Here is a 17279-nt window from a genome sequence, read left to right as displayed (position 1 = left end):
AAGGACGCGAGCTCTGCCCACCTGCCGCGACACGTTGATCCAGACGAGAACGCCCCGCTATGCGCGCCTGATGGTCGCCGTCGCGCTGTCGGCGCTTGTCTCGGGTTGCCAGATACTCAACCCTTCGGATGTACGCGAGTCAGGGTTCCAGCCGTCCAACAATCCGGTGACCGTCGACAATGTCACGCGCAACGACAAGCTTGCCGAGATCGCCAAGGCGCAGCATCCGCGCATCCTGGCAACCTATGGCGGCGAGTATTCGGATCCCAAGCTTGAGCGCATGGTCGCCAAGGTGGTCGGCAGCCTGACCACCGTGTCGAGCAATCCGAACCAGACCTACCGTATCACCATCCTGAATTCGCCCAACGTCAACGCCTTCGCACTGCCGGGCGGCTATCTCTACGTCACGCGCGGCTTGCTCGCGCTAGCCAATGATTCGGCCGAGCTGGCTGCCGTCATCTCGCATGAGATGGGTCACGTCACAGCCAACCACGGCATCCAGCGCCAGCAGAAGGAAGCCGAGGAAGTGTTGGCGACCAAGGTCGTCACCGACGTGCTTGGCGAAAGCCCGACCGCCAAGGCAGCGCTGATCCGCGGCAAGCTCCGGCTCGCCCAGTTCTCGCGCAACCAGGAGCTGGAAGCCGACGGCATCGGCATCAAGATGAGCGGCCAGGCCGGCTACGATCCGTTTGCCGCAGGGCGCTTCCTGCAGTCGATGGCCGCCTACTCCGACCTACGCGCCGTCAGCGGTGCCACCGACGCCAGCCTCGACTTCCTGGCGAGCCACCCCAACGCGCCACAGCGTATCGACCTTGCCCAGCGTCACGCCCGGCAGTTCGGCGCGCCCGGCATAGGCCGCCGCGACCGCGACTCCTTTCTAGCCGGCATCGATGGTCTGCTGTTCGGCGACACGCCCGACGAGGGTTATGTGCGCGGCACGACCTTCATGCACCCCAAGCTCGGCATCTCGTTTGCCGTGCCGCAGGGTTTCGTCATCGACAACACAGCCGCCGCCGTCACAGCGACCGGCCCCGACAATACGGCGATCCGCTTCGATGGCGTGGCGATCGACGCCAAGCTGCCGCTGGTCGACTACGTCAAGAGCGGCTGGGTCGCCGGTCTCGACCCGTCGAGCGTGCGCGCGGAAACGATCAACGGCAACGAGGCCGCCTTCGCCCGCGCCAGCGCCGAAGGCTGGCAGTTCGACATCGTCGTGATCCGCAATGGCGCGCAGGTCTACCGCCTGCTGACCGCCGCACCGACGGCCAGCACCACCCTCGACACCATTGCGCGATCGGTCAGCTCCAGCTTCCGGGTCATGACGGCAGCGGAGAAAGCCGGCCTCAAGCCGTTGCGCATCCGCGTCGTTACCGTCCAGCCCGGCCAGAACATGGGCTCGCTTGCCGCCAGCATGGTCGGCGTCGACCGTAAGCTCGATCTGTTCAGGGTTTTGAACGCCCTGGCGCCCGGTGCGTCGGTCTCCGCCGGCGACAAGGTCAAAATCGTCACCGACAGGTAGCGCATCGGCCTGATAATCGGTCCGACTGTCCGAAAACCCGATGGGCGGATCCAAGAGGTCGCGCGCTCAGGCGATCTGAAATGCCGGGTTTTTGCGCTCCAGGGCGGATTTCAGCTTTTCCATGGCGCGGGTCTCGATCTGGCGGACCCGTTCCTTGGAGATGCCGAGCGAGGTGCCAAGCTCTTCCAGCGTAGCACCCTCCTCCGTGAGCCGACGTTCTTCGATGATCTGCAGTTCCCTCGCATTGAGCACGGAGAGCGCGTCATGCAGCCACCCCGAGCGGCGCTCGATGTCGATCGCCTCGCCAACCAGTTCGTCCGGCAAGGGATCGTCCGAAACCAGCAGATCCATCCGTTCGCCCGAATCGCCATCGTCGCTGAGCGGCGCATTGAGCGAGGTGTCGGGCACCGACAAACGCATGTCCATCAGCGCAACGTCGGCTTCCGACACGCCAAGGGCTACCGATATTTCCTGATAGGCGGCGGTGCCTCCGAGCGGGTCGCCGCCCTGGGCGAGCCGGGCGCGCATGCGCCGCAGGTTGAAGAACAGGGATTTCTGCGCCGAACTCGTGCCGCCACGGACGATCGACCAGTTGCGCAGGATATAGTCCTGCATCGAGGCGCGGATCCACCATGTGGCGTAGGTCGAGAAGCGGACCTCGCGCTCCGGGTCGAAGCGTGCCGCCGCTTCGAGCAGCCCGACATGGCCTTCCTGGATGAGGTCGCCCATCGGCAGTCCGTAGCGCCGGAACTTGACCGCCATGGCGATGACGAGGCGCATATGGGCGGTGGTGATCTGGTTGAGCGCGTCCTGATCGTGCCGCTCTTTCCAGCGGATCGCCAGCTCGAGTTCCTCGCCACGCTCGAGATAGGGTGCGCGCGCCGCCGCCCTCAGCATCATCTGCTCTCCGGCCAGGCCTGCCCGATCCATATACATCTTGCGCCCCTTGTCTCAAGAGCAGCCGGGCGCGCGTTGCAATCTCGCGCGGCCCCGCAGGGGCATTAACGCGCCGCGTCGGTGAATGTTCCGGAGTGGGCGACGGCCATCATGGCCTGTAGATTCACATTCCAGTATTGTGCCATTTTTGAAATTTCATTCCTTATACAGAAGGCAAGCTTCTGACAGATTGCCGCCAATCACAACTTTCCCGGTCAGCAAGCCGGGCACAAAATAGGGATCACACCAAATGAAGTGGTTTAAATCGCTGGCCGTTGCCGCAACGATCCAGCTCGCTGCCGTCGCCGCCGGCCATGCTGGCGAAAATCTCAACCAGATCAAGGCAGCCGGCGTATTCAAGATCGGCACCGAGGGCACCTACGCGCCCTTTACCTATCACGACGCATCGGGCGCGCTCGTCGGCTTCGACGTCGAGATCGGCAAGGAAATCGCCAAGCGCCTCGGCGTCAAGGCAGAGTTCCTCGAAGGCAAGTGGGACGGCCTGATCGCCGGCATCGACGCCAAGCGCTACGACGCCGTCATCAACCAGGTCGGCATCACTGAGGCGCGCAAGGCCAAGTACGACTTCTCCGACCCCTATATCGCCTCGAAGGCAGTGCTGATCGTCAGCGGCAAGAACGAAGACATCAAAGGCTTCGCCGACCTCAAGGGCAAGAAGTCGGCTCAGTCCCTGACCAGCAATTTCGGCAAGATCGCCGAAGCCAATGGCGCTGAGCTCGTCGGCACCGACGGTTTCGACCAGTCGATCCAGCTGGTGCTGAATGGCCGTGCTGACGCCACCATCAACGACTCGCTGTCGTTCTTCGACTTCAAGAAGCACAAGCCCGACGCCGACGTGAAGATCGTTGCCGAAGAGGCCAAGGCCGACTTCTCTGGCGTCATCGTGCGCAAGGGCGAGCCCGAACTGGTCGAGGCGATCAACAAGGCACTGGCCGAGATAAAGGCTGACGGCACCTACAAGAAGATCTCCGAGGCCTATTTCGGCGCGGACGTCTCGCAGTAACGACATTGCTCCTCCGGCGGCGCCCGGCGTGGCGGCCGCCTGAGAGGCAGTCATTTTCAACCTCTCATTTTTTCCCATGAACTTGCCCGGAAAATCTGCGATTTTCCGAGCTCGTTGTTTTATGCCGATAGAGGGTCCTTTGCGCGTCCCCAGGGGACGCGCGGCGCTCTATTGTGGAAGGGAGCATTCATCTTGCCACATTGGCTGCAATTGATGTTGGAGTCGCTCGGCCCCTTGTTGTGGGCCGCACTCATTTTCACAGCACCGCTGACGCTGCTCTCCTTCGCCTTCGGCCTGACGGTCGGGCTGGGCGCGGCACTTGCCCGCCTGTTCGGACCGGCCTGGCTGTCGGCGATCGTCCGCTTTTACGTCTGGATCATCCGCGGCACGCCGCTTCTGGTGCAGCTGTTTCTGATCTTTTACGGCCTGCCCAGCGTCGGCATCGTGCTCGACGCCTTCCCCGCTGCGCTGATCGGCTTCACACTCAATGTCGGGGCCTATTCCTCCGAGATCATCCGCGCCGCCATCAGCTCGGTCGCCAAGGGGCAATGGGAAGCGGCCTATTCGATTGGCATGACATGGTCGCAGGCGATGCGCCGGACGATCCTGCCGCAGGCAGCGCGCGTCGCCGTGCCGCCGTTGTCGAACACCTTCATATCGCTGGTCAAGGACACCTCGCTCGCCGCCGCCATCACAGTGCCGGAGATGTTCCAGGCAGCGCAACGCATCGTCGCCACCACCTATGAGCCGCTGATCCTCTATGTCGAAGCCGCCATACTCTATCTCGCCATGAGTTCGGTACTCTCGTCGCTGCAGGTCAGGCTCGAGAAGCGGCTCAACCGCTATGGCGGCTTCCTGGAGGCGCGGTCATGATCGGACTGTCCCACATCGTCAAACAGTTCGGCGACAACACCGTTCTCAAGGACGTCTCGGTCGAGATCCGGGAGGGCAGCGTCACTGCCCTCGTCGGCCCTTCGGGCGGTGGCAAGAGCACGCTTCTGCGCTGCATCAACCTGCTGGAGATCCCGACTTCTGGTACCGTACGCATCGGCGACGACACGCTTGAATTCCGCCCCGGCCATCGGGTCGCCACCAAGGCGATCCAGCAGCTGCGTCGCCAGACCGGCATGGTGTTCCAGAACTTCCAGCTGTTTCCACATCGCACCGCGATCGAGAACGTCATGGAAGGGCTGGTGACGGTTCTGAAATGGCCTGAAGCCCAGGCGCGCGAACGTGCCCTGGCACTGCTGGACAAAGTCGGCATGGGTCACAAGATCGACGCCTGGCCGGCGACGCTTTCGGGCGGGCAGCAGCAGCGCGTCGCCATCGCACGCGCTCTGGCCCCGTCACCAAAGGTGCTTTTGTGCGACGAACCGACCTCGGCGCTCGATCCTGAACTGGCACAGGAAGTCGTCGACGTCCTCGGCCAACTGGCGCGCGAAGGAACGACCATGGTGATCGCCACACACGACCTGCGCCTCGCATCCAAGATCGCCCATGAGGTGCTGTTCCTGGAAGCCGGTTCCGTGGTCGAAAAGGGTCCGGCCAACGAGGTGTTCGGCAATCCGAAGCATGAACGCACCAAGCGCTTCATCGCAACGATCACGCACCAGCACGCGCATGGCAAGGGCGGCGAAGGCTAGGCGCCCCGCCCCAGGCGATCGTCAGAACGAGATCTGCGCTGCCGGGCGGACATCAACCTCGGCATCGCCGGCACCAAAACCGTCGAGCGTTTCATTGTGGTGGGCGATGATGTCGACATGGGCAAGATGTGCCGAGTCGGCGGTCGTATGGCCGTCGGCCACGAGCGTGACATCGTAACCGAGCGACGCAGCGCGACGCACTGTGGTGTCGACGCAAAACTGGGTCATGCAACCGCCGACAACCAGGTGCGAGACCCCCAGTTCGCCGAGGCGGGCGCCCAGATCCGTCTCGTGAAACGAGTCCGAGCTCTTCTTGCGAACGAGAACATCACCGGCCTGCGGTGCCAGCTCCGGCCGGACTTCCCAGCCTTCGGTCCCGACCGCCAGCCGGTGGCCTTCGGGCCCGTCGTGCTGGATGACGACAACTGGCACGCCGGCCGAACGTGCCTTGTCTTGAAGGACGCGCAACCTGCCTATCGTATCGTCGAGCGCAGCCTCCAGCAGCGGCTGGCGTTCCGGGGTTCCCTTGCCTCTCAGGATCGCATTCTGCACGTCGATGATAAGAAGCGCTTTGCTCATCTGCTGTCTGTCCCGAAGCGGCTATGTCTGAGCCTCGGATACAGCAAAACCAGTCGCCTCAGAAGCGGCATTCAAGACAATCGCCAGATGGCGAGGCCGTGTCCTGGACCGTCACCGCGGTTGCGAGATCGCGGCATGGCAACGGTGGTGAGGGTCCAGACATGCCCGCACTCGTCCAACGAGAGCCGCAGCTTGCAGCGAGCCCAAGTGACTTCGCGCAGCAGAATGCGCAACGCTCCCCTTGCGCGTCTGCCCGGATGCAAACCGCTTCACCGACAAACAAAAAAACCCGGCCATTGGCCGGGTCTTTCGTAATTCGGTAAATCCGATCGATCAGGCAGCTTCTTCCTGCTCGGCATCGGCTTCTTCGTTGTCTGCCTTGGCGCCGCGCTTCGGACCCTTGTTGAGGTTGGTCTCGATGAGACGGACAGCCTCGGTCTCCGACAGACGGTTGACCGCTGCCAGCTCGCGCGCCATGCGGTCGAGCGCTGCTTCATAAAGCTGGCGCTCGGAGTAGGACTGCTCCGGCTGGTTGTCGGCGCGGTAGAGGTCGCGCACGACTTCGGCGATCGAGATCAGGTCGCCGGAATTGATCTTTGCATCATATTCCTGGGCGCGGCGCGACCACATGGTGCGCTTGACGCGGGCGCGGCCCTGTACGACCTTCAATGCACGCTCGACATAGTCGGTCTCGGAAAGCTTGCGCATGCCGATGGACGTCGCCTTGGCGACCGGCACCTTGAGGCGCATCTTGTCTTTCTGGAAATCGATTACGAACAGTTCGAGCTTGTGTCCCGCCACTTCCTGCTCGTCGATCGATACGATCTGACCGACACCATGCGCCGGATAGACAATATACTCGCCGGTCTTGAAACCGTGACGTGCTGCGGATTTCTTCTGCGGGATGGAAGTTGCCATACGCCCTGAACTCCTTCTTGTGACACCGGCCCGCCGAGGCCGGTTGATCGGGACGGTCGCAAAACGCGACCTTCTGCCGCACGACAATCGACCCCCAATCGGAAGAGCCTGGACCAGCAAACCGCAAACGTTGCGACCGCCGGGCCCAGATTACTCTGGTCCGGATTAGGGTTGTCACCTTTCAGTGAAATAGGCTATGCGCCATAAATCGACGTTGTGTCATCGGCATGTTGGGCTAGCTCTAACACAAAAAGTCGGAAGAATCAAGATTTTGCTGCATACGCGAACAATCTGCCGCGTCAAGAGTCGACGCCGGCTCTCAATCCAACGATCTAGCGCCGTTTAGGGCGCGCTACCTCAGTTGCCTTCGCCAGGCTCGGCCGAAAAGAACTTCTCGAACTTGCCTTCGACGCCGTCAAATTCCTTGGCGTCTGCCGGCGGCTCCTTCTTGGCCGTGATATTCGGCCATTTTTCGGCATATTCGGTGTTGATCTGCAGCCATTTGTCGAGCCCCGACTCAGTGTCGGGCTTTATCGCGTCGGCCGGGCATTCCGGTTCGCAGACGCCGCAGTCGATGCACTCGTCGGGATGAATGACGAGCATATTCTCGCCTTCATAGAAGCAGTCGACCGGACAAACCTCGATGCAATCCATGTATTTGCATTTGATGCAGTTGTCGGTGACGACGTAGGTCATGAAGCAGGCTCCGGGACTTCCCGTATTTTGTATCTTTCGGGTGAGGTATCCCCTTTGCGAAGCTCTTGCAAGGGCGGCCATTCCCCGCAGAAGCCTGTTGGCGGAACGCAATTCTCAACTTCGCCGCCATGGCTCCTGAAGCTTTGCGTCACTGGTCGCGTAACCTGTCGGTGGCGCGCCGTTCTTTCTTGGTCGGGCGGCCACTGCCAGCCTCGCGCAGCGGCGGTTTGGCATCAGGCGGCGCCTGATCTCTCGGCGTCGGCGCCGGAGAGATGTCGTCGTAGAGCTTGCGCGCTTCTTCAGCCGGCCCGCGCCGCTCGCCAGCGAGCAGAACCTTATAGACCAGGATACGGCGGTCGAGCGTGATCGTCAGCACATCGCCTGTCTTGACGATGTCGGAGGCCTGGCCGAGCTTCTGGCCGTTGCACCTGATGCCGCCCGATTGCGCCAGCTTGGCGCCGAGCGAACGCGACTTGACCGCGCGCGAGAAGAACAGCCACTTGTCGATGCGCTGTCTTCCCTCGCCGGCCAAGGCGTTTACTTCTTGAGCTGGTCGCGCAGCGCAGCGAGCTTGGCAAAGGGCGAATCGGGATCGATACGCACCGGACGCTCTTCGCGCGGCTTCGGCTGGAAGGCGGGCTTGCCCTTGAAGCCGCTGCGGTCGCCACCGGGTCTTTCGCCCTGCGGACGTTCACCACGGCCACGGTTTTCGGGACGTCCACCCTCGCCCTGCGGCTTGCCGCCTGGCTTGCGATCGAAGCGCGGACGCCCACCTTCACGGCCTTCGCCACCTTCGCGGCCACCATTGCGATTGCCCTCGCCCTGACGAGCTGCCGGAGCGCCGGCAGCACCAGCTGCACGCTGATCGCGCTGGCCGCCACGCGCGCGGTTGTCCTGGCGATGGCGCGGACGCTGTTCGAAACGGCCCTGACGCCACAACAGGATCGGCTTGGGCGCTTCCGCGGCTTCGGTGACGTCTGCAACGGCGCCTTCCACCGGAGCGGCATCGGCAACCGGGGAGTCGGCGACTACCGGGGCGCCGGCGACAACCGCTGCGGCTTCCACCTCGACTTCCGGCTCGGAAGCGAACTCGGCGACCGATTCCGCGGCGACCTCGGCTACTGGTTCGGCAGCCGCCTCGATCTGATCGGCTCCGGTTTCAGCTGCCTGCCCGTCTGCTTCGGTCTCGGGTGCCTGTTCGGCGGCGTCGGGAGCAGTCTGTTCGGCGGCGTCGGCCGTCTCGACGAAGGGTTCGGCAGAAACGTCGGCAGCCTCGTCGCTCGCAGCGGGTGCAGCAGCCGCAGCAGCGGCGGCAGCCTTTGCGGCAACAGCCTTGGCCACGGCCTCGCGAGCGGCGGCGTCGATCGCCTCGAGCTTGTCCTTGACCTCGGCAGCGGCCTTCGGCTCGGCACGGTAGCCAAGACCCTTGAGTATCTCTTCCATGTCGTCGCCGGTGGCGCCGAGGATCGACATCATCTGCGGCGTGACGATGAACGAGCTGCCGTCATAGGCACCGTCGGGACGCGCGCCGATACCCTGCTTCCAGGCCAGCGCCGGGCGGATCAGGTCGGCGAGACGCTCGAGGATGTCGACGCGCACGGCGCGGCGGCCGAGATTGCGGAAGCCGGCAAGCTTGTAGAAGGTCTTGTCGAAGGTCGGGTCGATGACGACGGAGGTGCGGCCAGCGGCAAGCGCATGGACGACATCTCCGAAGCCCGGCTTGTCCTTGCCGTCGCTCTTGAGCGCCCAGAGCAGCGTCACCAGGCCTGCCGGCGCTGGCTTGATCAACGCGGGCACGAAGACGTGGTAGGCGCCGAAGCGCACGCCGAGGCGACGCAGCGCGGCACGGCCTTCCTGATCGAGCGACTTCACCTCTTCGGCGATGTCGCGGCGGTTGATCAGGCCGAAATTTTCAACCAGCTGGAAGGCGATGCCGCGGCCGATACCGGAAAGCTGCTCGGCGGCCTTGAGATCGACGAGCGGCTTGAGCAGCGACTCGATCTGGAAATTGACGAAACGGTCGGCGCGCGCCGCGACCTTGTCACGGGCCGGGCCCGTCAGCTGCTCGTCGGCGAGCAGCACGACGCGCGGCTTGAGCGCGTCCTCGCCCTCGACCAGTGTGCCGATCGGCGCGCCGATCCAGCGCAGCACGCCATCGGAGCCAAGCGCGATATCGCCATTCGGCGACGCCGAGAAACGTTCTGCGCGGGAATCGAACTCGGTGGCAAGCGCCTTCTGGGCTGCCGTGCGCACAGCCTTGGCGTCTTCTCCACCCGCGCTCTGGTCGGCGGTGAAACGGAACCCTTGCAGTTCGCCGACGTGATGACCCTCGACGAGGACAGTTCCGGACGGGCTTATTTCGGCTTCAAGCATAGTGTTTTCTCTAAGGCGGCGCATGAGGACGGAAGTCCTGCGGTCTACAAAGCGTTTCGTCAACCGCTCATGCAGTGCATCCGACAATCTGTCTTCGATGTTTCGCGTTTTTTCTTGCCAGTGTGCCGGATCGGCAAGCCAGCCAGGGCGGTTTGAGACAAAAGTCCAGGTCCGGATCTGTGCGATCCGGTGTGAAAGCGTGTCGATGTCGCCTTCGGTGGAATCGGCGCGGCGTACCTGCTCGGCCATGTAGTTTTCGTCGACATGGCCGTTGCGGGCGAGATCGTCATACATCGAGGCGATGAGGTCGGCGTGCTGGGCCGGCGCGATCCTGCGGTAGTCGGGCAGCGCGCAGGTCTCCCACAGCAAGGCGACGCGTTCGCGGTTGGTGGCGAGCGAGCGGATGTTTTCGTCGCGCGACAGATGTTCGAGCGCCTGGGCGTCGACCGCCGGCAGCGCGCGCGTCAGGCCCTCGACAGGTGCCACCGTGTCGATCGAGCGCTTGAGCGTGTCGAGGCTGGCGAAATCGAACTGGGCGGTGCGCCACTGCAGCACTTTCACCGGCTCGAAATCGTGGCCTTCGATCTTCTCGATCAGTTCCTCGTCGAACGGATCTACCTGGCCAGTGACACCGAAGGTGCCGTCGCGCAGATGACGCCCGGCACGGCCGGCGATCTGGCCGAGCTCGGCTGCGGTCAGCTGGCGATACTGGTAGCCGTCGAACTTGCGGTTCTGGGCGAAGGCGACATGGTCGACATCAAGATTGAGGCCCATGCCGATGGCGTCGGTGGCAATCAGGTAGTCGACGTCGCCGGACTGGTAGAGCTCGACCTGGGCGTTTCGGGTGCGCGGGCTGAGCGCGCCAAGCACGACGGCGGCACCACCCTGCTGGCGGCGGATCAGTTCGGCGATGCCATAGACCTCGTCGGCCGAGAAGGCGACGATGGCCGAGCGGCGCGGCAGCCGCGTCAGCTTCTTGGAACCGGCATAAGCGAGATGCGACAGGCGCGGCCGGGTGACCACTGATACACCCTTCAGAAGCCTCTGCAGGATGCCGTGCATGGTGGCGGCACCAAGCAGCAGCGTTTCCTGCCTGCCGCGCAAATGCAGGATGCGGTCGGTGAAGATATGGCCGCGCTCGAGATCGCCGGCGAGCTGAACCTCGTCGATGGCAACGAATGCCGCGTCGGTCTGGCGCGGCATCGCCTCGACGGTGCAGACCGAATATTTCGCCCCCGCCGGCAGGATTTTCTCCTCGCCGGTGACCAGCGCGACCTTGTGGGCACCGACCTTCTCGCACAGCCGGCCATAGACCTCGCGTGCAAGCAGCCTCAGCGGCAGGCCGATGATGCCGCTTTCGTGCGCGACCATGCGCTCGATTGCGAGGTGGGTCTTGCCCGTATTGGTCGGACCCAGAACCGCTGTTACATCGCGGCCTGACAGGATCAGTGGGTCGTTCTGCTTGGAGTGGACATTCATTCTACGGAACCGCCCTCGGCGCCGGGTCCACCCGGCGTTGCGCCGCCTGTCGCGACGACTGGACACATAGGGATTTGTAGGCCGAAGCGAAAGCAGAATGTTCCAGATTTAAGAGTTGGAACGAGTCTGGAACGAATCAGCGACGAATCACTGACTCCGGCAGATTCAGGTTTTGTTCACCCCAACATATAGATTTTGAGCTGGCAAGCCGCACCACATGCAGATTCGCTAAAGTGGCCCGTTTCATGCTTTCAGGCTCCAACGTTAACCTTTGCCGGCCAAGTGCGGGAACTGCCCTGCAGCCTCGACGCAAAATAATGATTTTGTTGATGTTTCCTGTCACCGGGTTAACGCGGGAACCGTCAGCGGCCGGCACCTTGTTAAGATTTGAACCAAATGCGGAACGAACAGGCGACGAATCACTGATAGGACAAGTTTCCTGATTTGTTCACCACTAGATGTTGTGTCTCGGCCCAGTCCTCCACCGATTATCCACCGGCGAGTCACAGGCTTGTCCACAGTAGCCTGTCGGGCCTATTAACCTTTGCGTGCCATAGCGGCACATACCGATCCGAGCAAAAATATCTGTGATTGCATCACGTTAAGGGAACTGCACCCGTTGTGCGCGGCGCCGAGCCGTGTCTCCATCCCGAATGTTGAGTCTGCGCGGCGGGGGTTGCCCAGGCGGGGCCTCCGGAAAATGCGGCGCACCACGCAGACGCACGACATCTGGAGGGAAGATCATGTCCAAACGTCTATTCGCCGAGTTTCTCGGCACATTCTGGCTCGTCTTTGGCGGTTGCGGCAGTGCGGTGCTTGCAGCGGCGTTTCCTGAACTCGGCATCGGCTTTGCCGGCGTTGCACTGGCATTCGGATTGACGGTGCTGACAATGGCCTATGCCGTCGGAGGCATATCAGGCGGCCACTTCAACCCCGCGGTCTCGGTCGGCCTGATGATGGCCGGACGCTTCGACGCCAAGAATCTGGTGCCCTATGTCATCGCCCAGGTGGTCGGCGCGATCGTCGCCTCGACGGTGCTCTACCTTATCGTCAGCGGCAAGGCCGACTTCGCCGGCATCGGCGGGTTTGCCACCAACGGCTATGGCGACGCTTCACCAGGCAAATATGGCCTGACCTCGGCATTGATCATCGAGGTCGTTTTGACCTTCATGTTCCTGATGATCATCCTGGGCTCGACCCATGGACGTGTGCCGGCCGGCTTCGCACCGATCGCCATCGGCCTGGCGCTGACGCTGATCCACCTGATCTCGATCCCGGTGACAAACACGTCAGTCAACCCGGCCCGCTCGACCGGACCGGCGCTGTTTGTCGGCGGCGTCGCCCTGCAGCAGCTCTGGCTGTTCTGGGTTGCCCCGATCGTCGGCGCGGCAATCGCCGGCATCGTCCACAAGGCGATGTTCGAAAAGGACTGAAACGGCATCAGCCGAACGCAAAAACGGCGCCTTGCGGCGCCGTTTTCTTTTTCGAACCAGCGAGCCTGCCGATCAGACGAAGTACTGTCCGCCGTTGGCGGTCAGTGTCGCGCCGGTGATGAAGCCCGACTGTTCCGACGCCAGGAAAACCACGCAGCGCGCAATCTCCTCGGGTTCGCCGAGACGGCCAACCGGGATCTGGGCGATGATCGATTCACGCACCTTCTCCGGCACGGCCATCACCATTTCGGTGGCGATATAGCCCGGGCAGATGACGTTGACGGTGATGCCGGCGCGCGCACCTTCCTGGGCCAGTGCCTTGGTGAAGCCGATGTCGCCGGCCTTGGAGGCCGAGTAGTTGGCCTGGCCGGCCTGACCCTTCTGGCCGTTGATCGAGGAGATGGTGACGATGCGGCCGAACTTGCGGTCGCGCATGCCGCTCCACAGCGGATGGGTCATGTTGAAGGCACCGTTCAGATTGGTGTCGATGACTTCCTTCCACTGCTCACGCGTCATCTTGTGGAACATCGAGTCGCGCGTGATGCCGGCATTGTTGACCAGCACCGAGACGGGGCCGAGGTCTGCCTCGACCTGCTTGATGCCGGCCTCGCAGGCGTCATAGTCGGCAACCGACCATTTGTATACCGGGATACCCGTTTCGGCCTTGAACTTCTGCGCAGCTTCGTCGTTGCCGGCATAATTGGCCGCAACCGAGTAGCCCGCCTCCTTCAGCGCGATCGAAATAGCAGCACCGATGCCGCGCGATCCTCCGGTAACCAGTGCAACCTTGCTCATGCGTTTCCCCTTTTCTGCTGCTTGATGGATTGCCCTTGCGACAGGCTTTTACAGCGCCGCGTCCGCGAAGGACGCTGTAACATTTTGAATTGGCGCATGATCCTTTCCGAAAATCGACCCCGATTTTCGGGGCCATGCGCTAGAGACAAAAAGGGCGGCACATTTGGCCGCCCTTTTTGTTTTCGATTTACATCGCCTCGACACACATCGCGACGCCCATGCCGCCGCCGATGCACAGGGTCGCGAGACCCTTTTTCGCACTGCGTCGCCGCATCTCGTAGACCAGGGTGTTGAAGACGCGGGCGCCCGACGCGCCGACCGGATGACCGATGGCAATCGCCCCGCCATTGACGTTGACGATCGAGGGATCCCAGCCCATGTCCTTGTTGACCGCACAGGCCTGCGCGGCGAAGGCCTCGTTGGCTTCGACGAGGTCGAGGTCGTTCACCGTCCAGCCGGCCTTCTCGAGCGCCTTGCGCGAAGCCGGGATCGGGCCGGTGCCCATGATCTGCGGATCGACGCCGGCGGTCGCCCAGGAGACGATGCGGACCAGCGGGGTGAGACCGCGGCGCACGGCCTCGGCTTCCGTCATCAGCACGACAGCGGCCGCACCGTCATTGATGCCCGAGGCGTTGCCGGCGGTAACGGAGCCTTCCTTGTCGAAGGCAGGCCGCAACTTGGCGAGTGAATCGAGGGTCGCGCCATGGCGGATGTATTCATCCTGGTCGACGATGGTGTCACCCTTCTTGCCCTTGATGGTGACCGGCACGATCTCGTCGGCGAAACGGCCGGCCTTCTGCGCGGCCTCTGCCTTGTTCTGTGAGGCAACCGCGAACTGGTCCTGCTCGTCGCGGGTGAGCTGCCACTGGCGCGCGACATTCTCGGCGGTGTTGCCCATGTGGTAGCCGTAGAAGGCGTCGGTCAGGCCGTCCTTGATCATCGTGTCGATCATCTTGAAGTCGCCCATCTTCACGCCGCCGCGCAGGTGCTGGCAGTGCGGCGCCATCGACATCGATTCCTGACCGCCGGCGACGATGATCTTGGCGTCGCCCGCAGCGATCTGCTGCATGCCGATGGCAATGGTGCGCAGGCCCGATCCGCACAGCTGGTTGAGGCCCCAGGCGGTAGCCTCCTGCGGCACGCCCGCTGCCATGGCTGCCTGGCGGGCCGGGTTCTGGCCGGCGCCGGCGGCAAGGATCTGGCCGAGGATAACTTCGTCGACTTCCCTGGGGTCGACGCCGGAGCGTGCCAGCGCCTCGCGGACCGCGACAGCGCCGAGTTCATGCGCCGGCGTGTTGGCGAAGGCACCGTTGAACGAGCCGACCGGCGTTCGGGCAGCGCTGGCGACGACGATGGAGGACGAGGCGGACATGTTTCTCTCCAGACTTCGTTTGACGAATGGTTGTTGCGCGTCGAGGACATTGGCGCTCATGACTTTTCTTGCCCGTTCCATGACCCGAGTCAAACCGGAAAATCACCGGATTGCCGATGCTGCGGCCGCACTGCAGCAAATGCTGCGCAGCATTTTTTTTGCCGGCGTTCAGCGGCCTTGCCTTCTTGCAGTGCACAAACCACTTGGATTTGCGATTGCTTTGCGCTTATCCTCGTGGCTGGCGAAATGTTACCGGCTGCTTACATGGCATTCCGGTCTTCCGGGGGAGGATGCTGATGGCCGCAAAAGACACGCCAATTGTAATCAAGAAATACGCCAACCGCCGGCTCTACAACACCGGCACGAGTACTTACGTCACGCTCGAGGACCTGGCCGAAATGGTCAAGAAGGGCGAGGAGTTTACCGTGCAGGACGCCAAGACCGGCGAGGACATTACTCACCCTGTTTTGACCCAGATCATCTTCGAACTGGAGAACAAGGACGGCCAGAACATGCTGCCGATCCCGTTCCTCAGGCAACTGATCTCCTATTATGGCGACCAGATGCAGATGGTCGTGCCAAGTTTCCTCGAACAGTCGATGCTCGCCTTCTCGAAGGAACATGAGCGCTTCCGCGAGCAGATGAAGGCGACCTTCGGCAAGGCGCCGATCGATATGATGAAGGGCACAGCACCAATAAAGGCGCTGGAAGAACAGACGCGCCGCAACATGGAGTTGTTCCAGAACGCGATGCGCATGTTCACCCCGTTTCCGATGCCTGGTACCGGCGCAGCAGCGCCTGCCGAGCCCGCGAAGAAAGAAGCGCCCGAGAAGCCGGACGAGCTCAAGGAGCTCAAGGACCAGCTCGCCGCAATGCAGCGCAAGATCGATTCCATGGGGTGAGCACCCGGTCCGCCCCTTGGGCGGATCGAAACGTCCGATGGACGTTTCAAAGGGTGCGAACGCCCTGAGCCAAAGCGAAGGGCCTGAGGACCTCTCCAATCCTGGGGTGAAGCGAAGCTTCAGTACCCAGGGTTGCTGGACAGCCCACCCCGTCTCCCACCCATTCAGGTAAGGCAGTTTCAACCGGATGCAGGGTTTTGCCCGGCGTCAGGAGCGTGTTTGCTAGACGCCCATCGATTTCATCAGGAGGAATGACCATGACCGAACTGACGCTGGCCAAGGCCAACGCCATCATCGACACCGCCTTTGCGCTCAGCGCCGAGCAGAAGTTCAAGCCGCTGGGTGTTGCCGTGCTCGACGCCGGCGGCCACCTGCTGGCCTTCCAGCGTCAGGACGGATCGCCCTTCATTCGCGCCGAGGTGGCATCGGGCAAGGCCTATGGCGCGCTTGCCGTCGGCTCGAGCTCGCGCGCACTCGGCGTTGCTGCGGTCGAGCGCCCGCATTTCTTTCAGGGGCTTTCGGCGGTATCGGGCGGCAAGATCGTACCGGTGCCGGGCGGCGTGCTGATCCGCAACAAGAATGGCGACGTGCTCGGCGCGGTTGGCATTTCGGGCGACACGTCGGACAATGACGAACTGGCAGCCATGGCCGGCATCGAATCGGCCGGCTTCATCGCCAAGGTCTGATCTACGAAGCGCGCTCCCCGGGGGGAGCGCGCTCCTACTCGCGTCCGAACGTGACGTCCCGGTTGGCCGAACGGATCGATACCGAAAAGCCAGCCAGCACGTCGAGCAGCGCGATCACCATCAATATGAAGAAGACCGAACTGGTGGCGCCGCGCACCAGCAGGAACTCGACCAGGAACGCGACGAAAACGAAGGTCGAAAGCAAGTGATCGACGACAGAGGCGCTGCCCGTGCGGGTCGCCTTGACGATCTCGACGAAGAAAAGCAGCAGCGCCACCACGATCAGCAGATCGCCGAGGGTAAGCGCAAAACTGCCGCCCGACATCATCCCCAGCGTGAGAATCTCGGTTGCCCACGGATTGCCGTCGGGGCCGCTGCCGAACAAGCCGGCCACACCGACGTTGTAGAGGACGAAGGGGATGATCAGAAGAGGAATGCCCGCGAGCATAGAACGGTCTCCGCTTTGCGCTGGCACCTTCTAGAATCCCCCGACGCCCAGGCGTCAAGGAAATTCGGCGCCATCATCGGAACACGCAAAAAAGAAAGGACCGGCGAGACCGATCCTTTCCCAATTCGCTCGCTCGGGCAAAGCCGCTCGGCTTCCCCGTGGGAAAGCTGCTTAGCTTTCCTTCGGCGTCAGAACCTGGCGACCGCGATACATGCCGGTCTTCAGGTCGATGTGGTGCGGACGGCGCATTTCGCCGGAATTCTTGTCCTCGACATAGGTCGGGGCCTTCAGCGCGTCGGCCGAGCGGCGCATGCCGCGCTTGGACGGGGAGGTTTTTCGTTTTGGAACAGCCATGGATATACTCCACCAATCGGTCAAATGACCCTGTCCGCCCTCGTGAAAGGGCCGCGCATGGGCCGGAAACTGAGAAAGTTGGCGAGCCTATACACGGCGAAAGCCGGCTTGACCAGCCCGAA

17 protein-coding genes are annotated in these 17279 nt (G+C 62.7%); 7 read left to right on the top strand and 10 right to left on the bottom strand.

Annotated features, from left to right (window positions below):
* The first annotated feature begins 70 nt into the window (after positions 1-70).
* On the top strand, positions 71-1519 hold the full coding sequence (locus DY201_RS05965; protein WP_115733618.1) for a M48 family metalloprotease: 1449 nt from the start codon (positions 71-73) through the stop codon (positions 1517-1519).
* A gap of 66 nt (positions 1520-1585) precedes the next feature.
* Here DY201_RS05965 and DY201_RS05960 read toward each other — a convergent pair whose 3' ends face one another.
* On the bottom strand, positions 1586-2455 hold the full coding sequence (locus tag DY201_RS05960) for an RNA polymerase factor sigma-32 (RefSeq protein ID WP_115730414.1): 870 nt from the start codon (positions 2453-2455) through the stop codon (positions 1586-1588).
* A 250-nt stretch (positions 2456-2705) separates the two neighbouring features.
* Here DY201_RS05960 and DY201_RS05955 point away from each other — a divergent pair, with 250 nt between their 5' ends.
* The 3 genes from DY201_RS05955 (at position 2706) to DY201_RS05945 (ending at position 5122) form a co-directional block, all read left to right on the top strand.
* Positions 2706-3479 (top strand): amino acid ABC transporter substrate-binding protein, encoded by a 774-nt coding sequence (locus DY201_RS05955; protein WP_115730413.1) that lies wholly within the window; start codon positions 2706-2708, stop codon positions 3477-3479.
* A 192-nt stretch (positions 3480-3671) separates the two neighbouring features.
* A complete protein-coding gene (locus tag DY201_RS05950; protein ID WP_115730412.1) occupies positions 3672-4352 on the top strand; it encodes an amino acid ABC transporter permease in 681 nt (226 codons plus the stop codon).
* Complete coding sequence (locus tag DY201_RS05945; RefSeq protein WP_115730411.1) at positions 4349-5122, top strand: amino acid ABC transporter ATP-binding protein; 774 nt, start codon at positions 4349-4351, stop codon at positions 5120-5122. Before DY201_RS05950 ends, DY201_RS05945 begins: the two co-directional genes overlap by 4 nt.
* A gap of 21 nt (positions 5123-5143) precedes the next feature.
* On the opposite strand, the gene DY201_RS05940 is transcribed toward DY201_RS05945, so the two are convergent.
* The 5 genes from DY201_RS05940 to DY201_RS05920 all read right to left on the bottom strand — a co-directional run bounded on the left by DY201_RS05940 (position 5144) and on the right by DY201_RS05920 (position 11167).
* Complete coding sequence (locus DY201_RS05940) at positions 5144-5701, bottom strand: cysteine hydrolase family protein (protein WP_115730410.1); 558 nt, start codon at positions 5699-5701, stop codon at positions 5144-5146.
* 333 nt (positions 5702-6034) lie between these two features.
* Positions 6035-6619 (bottom strand): CarD family transcriptional regulator, encoded by a 585-nt coding sequence (locus tag DY201_RS05935; protein ID WP_115730409.1) that lies wholly within the window; start codon positions 6617-6619, stop codon positions 6035-6037.
* 357 nt (positions 6620-6976) lie between these two features.
* Positions 6977-7315, bottom strand: coding sequence for a ferredoxin FdxA (gene fdxA, locus DY201_RS05930; protein WP_067956714.1), 339 nt, complete (start codon positions 7313-7315; stop codon positions 6977-6979).
* Between the two features lie 148 nt (positions 7316-7463).
* Positions 7464-7847, bottom strand: a complete 384-nt coding sequence (locus DY201_RS05925) for an RNA-binding S4 domain-containing protein (RefSeq protein ID WP_115730408.1) — start codon at positions 7845-7847, stop codon at positions 7464-7466.
* 5 nt (positions 7848-7852) lie between these two features.
* Positions 7853-11167 carry a helicase-related protein gene (locus DY201_RS05920; RefSeq protein ID WP_115730407.1) on the bottom strand — a complete coding sequence of 1105 codons (3315 nt, stop codon included), beginning with the start codon at positions 11165-11167 and terminating at the stop codon, positions 7853-7855.
* A 743-nt stretch (positions 11168-11910) separates the two neighbouring features.
* Here DY201_RS05920 and aqpZ point away from each other — a divergent pair.
* Positions 11911-12600: an aquaporin Z gene (gene aqpZ, locus DY201_RS05915; protein WP_115730406.1), complete on the top strand. Its 690-nt coding sequence runs from the start codon at positions 11911-11913 to the stop codon at positions 12598-12600.
* A 72-nt stretch (positions 12601-12672) separates the two neighbouring features.
* Here the strand turns inward: aqpZ and phbB are convergent, their stop codons facing one another.
* Both phbB and DY201_RS05905 read right to left on the bottom strand, forming a co-directional pair.
* Positions 12673-13395 carry a beta-ketoacyl-ACP reductase gene (gene phbB, locus DY201_RS05910; protein ID WP_115730405.1) on the bottom strand — a complete coding sequence of 241 codons (723 nt, stop codon included), beginning with the start codon at positions 13393-13395 and terminating at the stop codon, positions 12673-12675.
* 187 nt (positions 13396-13582) lie between these two features.
* Positions 13583-14767 (bottom strand): acetyl-CoA C-acetyltransferase, encoded by a 1185-nt coding sequence (locus tag DY201_RS05905; RefSeq protein ID WP_115730404.1) that lies wholly within the window; start codon positions 14765-14767, stop codon positions 13583-13585.
* Positions 14768-15063: 296 nt separating this feature from the next.
* Between DY201_RS05905 and phaR the strand changes: the two genes are divergently transcribed.
* Both phaR and DY201_RS05895 read left to right on the top strand, forming a co-directional pair.
* Positions 15064-15669 (top strand): polyhydroxyalkanoate synthesis repressor PhaR, encoded by a 606-nt coding sequence (phaR, locus tag DY201_RS05900; RefSeq protein ID WP_115733617.1) that lies wholly within the window; start codon positions 15064-15066, stop codon positions 15667-15669.
* A gap of 257 nt (positions 15670-15926) precedes the next feature.
* The gene (locus tag DY201_RS05895) at positions 15927-16355 is read left to right on the top strand and encodes a GlcG/HbpS family heme-binding protein (protein WP_115733616.1); all 429 of its coding nucleotides are present in this window, start codon (positions 15927-15929) and stop codon (positions 16353-16355) included.
* Positions 16356-16389: 34 nt separating this feature from the next.
* Here the strand turns inward: DY201_RS05895 and DY201_RS05890 are convergent, their stop codons facing one another.
* Both DY201_RS05890 and rpmF read right to left on the bottom strand, forming a co-directional pair.
* The gene (locus DY201_RS05890) at positions 16390-16803 is read right to left on the bottom strand and encodes a hypothetical protein (RefSeq protein WP_115730403.1); all 414 of its coding nucleotides are present in this window, start codon (positions 16801-16803) and stop codon (positions 16390-16392) included.
* A 171-nt stretch (positions 16804-16974) separates the two neighbouring features.
* A complete protein-coding gene (rpmF, locus tag DY201_RS05885) occupies positions 16975-17157 on the bottom strand; it encodes a 50S ribosomal protein L32 (protein ID WP_008834724.1) in 183 nt (60 codons plus the stop codon).
* Positions 17158-17279: the final 122 nt, after the last annotated feature.

It is taken from the genome of Aminobacter aminovorans, assembly GCF_900445235.1.
Classification (GTDB): domain Bacteria; phylum Pseudomonadota; class Alphaproteobacteria; order Rhizobiales; family Rhizobiaceae; genus Aminobacter; species Aminobacter aminovorans.
This window is presented reverse-complemented; position numbering and strand designations above follow the sequence as displayed.

Excerpts from the sequence above, each read along its gene's own strand:
- DY201_RS05895 (WP_115733616.1), top strand. The coding sequence starts at position 15,927 with ATGACCGAACTGACGCTGGCCAAGGCCAACGCCATCATCGACACCGCC.
- DY201_RS05905 (WP_115730404.1), bottom strand. The coding sequence starts at position 14,767 with ATGTCCGCCTCGTCCTCCATCGTCGTCGCCAGCGCTGCCCGAACGCCG.
- DY201_RS05935 (WP_115730409.1), bottom strand. The coding sequence starts at position 6,619 with ATGGCAACTTCCATCCCGCAGAAGAAATCCGCAGCACGTCACGGTTTC.
- DY201_RS05945 (WP_115730411.1), top strand. The coding sequence starts at position 4,349 with ATGATCGGACTGTCCCACATCGTCAAACAGTTCGGCGACAACACCGTT.
- DY201_RS05890 (WP_115730403.1), bottom strand. The coding sequence starts at position 16,803 with ATGCTCGCGGGCATTCCTCTTCTGATCATCCCCTTCGTCCTCTACAAC.
- phaR (WP_115733617.1), top strand. The coding sequence starts at position 15,064 with ATGGCCGCAAAAGACACGCCAATTGTAATCAAGAAATACGCCAACCGC.
- DY201_RS05955 (WP_115730413.1), top strand. The coding sequence starts at position 2,706 with ATGAAGTGGTTTAAATCGCTGGCCGTTGCCGCAACGATCCAGCTCGCT.
- DY201_RS05920 (WP_115730407.1), bottom strand. The coding sequence starts at position 11,167 with ATGAATGTCCACTCCAAGCAGAACGACCCACTGATCCTGTCAGGCCGC.
- rpmF (WP_008834724.1), bottom strand. The coding sequence starts at position 17,157 with ATGGCTGTTCCAAAACGAAAAACCTCCCCGTCCAAGCGCGGCATGCGC.
- DY201_RS05960 (WP_115730414.1), bottom strand. The coding sequence starts at position 2,455 with ATGTATATGGATCGGGCAGGCCTGGCCGGAGAGCAGATGATGCTGAGG.
- DY201_RS05965 (WP_115733618.1), top strand. The coding sequence starts at position 71 with ATGGTCGCCGTCGCGCTGTCGGCGCTTGTCTCGGGTTGCCAGATACTC.
- aqpZ (WP_115730406.1), top strand. The coding sequence starts at position 11,911 with ATGTCCAAACGTCTATTCGCCGAGTTTCTCGGCACATTCTGGCTCGTC.
- phbB (WP_115730405.1), bottom strand. The coding sequence starts at position 13,395 with ATGAGCAAGGTTGCACTGGTTACCGGAGGATCGCGCGGCATCGGTGCT.
- DY201_RS05940 (WP_115730410.1), bottom strand. The coding sequence starts at position 5,701 with ATGAGCAAAGCGCTTCTTATCATCGACGTGCAGAATGCGATCCTGAGA.
- fdxA (WP_067956714.1), bottom strand. The coding sequence starts at position 7,315 with ATGACCTACGTCGTCACCGACAACTGCATCAAATGCAAATACATGGAT.